Origin of the sequence: Neobacillus drentensis (genome assembly GCF_036965645.1) — a bacterium.
In the GTDB taxonomy this organism is placed as follows: Bacteria; Bacillota; Bacilli; order Bacillales; family Cytobacillaceae; genus Neobacillus; species Neobacillus drentensis_D.
This window is the reverse complement of sequence record NZ_JBALPZ010000204.1, coordinates 870-2,794: the sequence shown is the minus strand read 5'-3', so window position 1 is coordinate 2,794 and position 1,925 is coordinate 870. Positions and strand designations below refer to the sequence as shown.

Genomic DNA, 1,925 nt, shown 5'->3' with positions numbered 1-1,925 from the left:
AGAGGGTGTCCCAAAAGTTTACTTTTAGGGCACTTCTTTTTTATGCATTAAACTAGTCTGTTGATTTCCGCTCCAGGCGGCTTTGCTTTCCGCGGGCGTGCCGGGGAGCCTCCTCGGCGCTGTAACGCCTGCGGGGTCTCCCCTGCCCAGTACTCCCGCAGGAGTCTTCGCCGCCTTCCGCTCCAATCAACAGAGTGTGAAAAAAATTTCATCAACCACTTTTTGGGTCAGCCTCTTTTCATATATAAAAATAAGTGCCCCAAAAGTAAACTTTTGGGACACCCTCTTTTTTATCAATATTAGACCTGTGGTTGATCTGAGTATTTTCTCTTCTCTTTCACCGTTCTAATGACACCCTTCTTTTTCAGTTCTTTACATTTCATCACATACCATAAAGAGCCTGCGACAAAGACGGATGAATAGACACCGACAATTAAACCGACAAATAGAGCGATAGAGAAGTTACGAATAGATGGACTTCCAAAAATCATTATGCAAGCTGTCGTAACCAGTACAGTAAGAACCGTATTAATAGAACGAGTTAACGTTTGACGAATACTTACGTTTACCACTTCAGCAATATCCTGTACCGTTTTAAGCCGCTTTTTCTTCCGCATGTTTTCACGGACCCGGTCAAATGTGACAATCGTATCATGGTTTGAATAACCTACAATGGTCAAAATGGCCGCGATGTAGTTTAAATCTACTTCGAGTCTTGTGAGACTGAAAATAGCAATCATAAAGAATGCATCGTGAAGAATAGCTGCAATGGCTGCGATGGCCATATAAGCTTCAAATCGGATCGAAACATAGAGAATGATACCGATTGAAGCCAGCAAGATGGAAATAAAGGCATTTTTCGCCAATTCTTTTCCTATAGTTGGAGAAACAGTGCTGACATTCGGCTCAAAACCATATTCCTTTTTAAAATCTGCTTTTAAATCTGCAATCTCATTCTTAGACAATACGCCTATCATCCGAACAGCACCGATTTGATTGTTGTTACCTGAGATAACGATATCATCCGGTTTTAAACCGCGATCAGTAAATGCAGTTCTAACTTCTTCTGTTGTTAATGGCGTTTTCGATTGTACCTCGATTCGAGTACCGCTTGAAAAATCAATCCCCAAGTTCAAACGGAATATGGCAAGAACGACAATACCTGCGACAATCAGCGTACCGGATAAAATAAATATTTTCTTTCTAAATCCCACAAAATCAATTTTATCAAATCTAGTTGGAAGGTCGACAGTATCAACGTTATCGTTAAGATTATTAATTTGTGAAGGATGAACGGCAAACCAACCAGGTTTTTTATTAAAAATACCACTTTTCACCCATAGTCCTAATAGCAGTCTAGAACCGTAAACATTGGTCAAAAAGCTCATTAGAACACTCACGATTAACATAGTCGCAAAGCCTTTAACAGAGCTTGTTCCATAAAAAAATAACACACAAGCTGTAAGAATGGTTGTTAAGTTAGCATCGAATATCGCGGTAAAGGCATGTTTCTCACCAGCTTCGAATGCTGATTTTAGGCTTCGGCCTACCTTTAATTCTTCACGAATCCGTTCATAGGTGATGATGTTGGCATCGACTGCCATCCCAACCCCGAGGATAATGGCGGCAATCCCCGGCAAGGTCAGGACCCCATTCATCCAATCGAAAATTAAGAGCACCAAGTACGTAAAAATAGTTAACGTAATCGTAGCGATAAACCCTGGAAAGCGATAATAGAAAATCATAAATAAATAAATGATTGCTATACCGATGATTCCAGCAAAGACCGTTTCATGTAAGGCCTGTTCCCCAAACTTTGCCCCAACAGAAGTAGAGTAGACTTCTTTCAGTTTAACTGGCAAGGAACCAGCATTTAATAAGGAAGCCAACGTTTGCGCTTCTTTTGCTGTGAAGCTGCCGACGAT

Annotated in this window: 1 protein-coding gene; it reads right to left on the bottom strand. The window is 40.9% G+C overall.

Going from position 1 to position 1,925, the window contains the following annotated elements:
• Positions 1–299: 299 nt before the first annotated feature.
• Positions 300–1,925: protein translocase subunit SecF (gene secF, locus V7266_RS28140; protein WP_335472521.1), on the bottom strand; the 1,626-nt coding region annotated here is incomplete at its 5' end.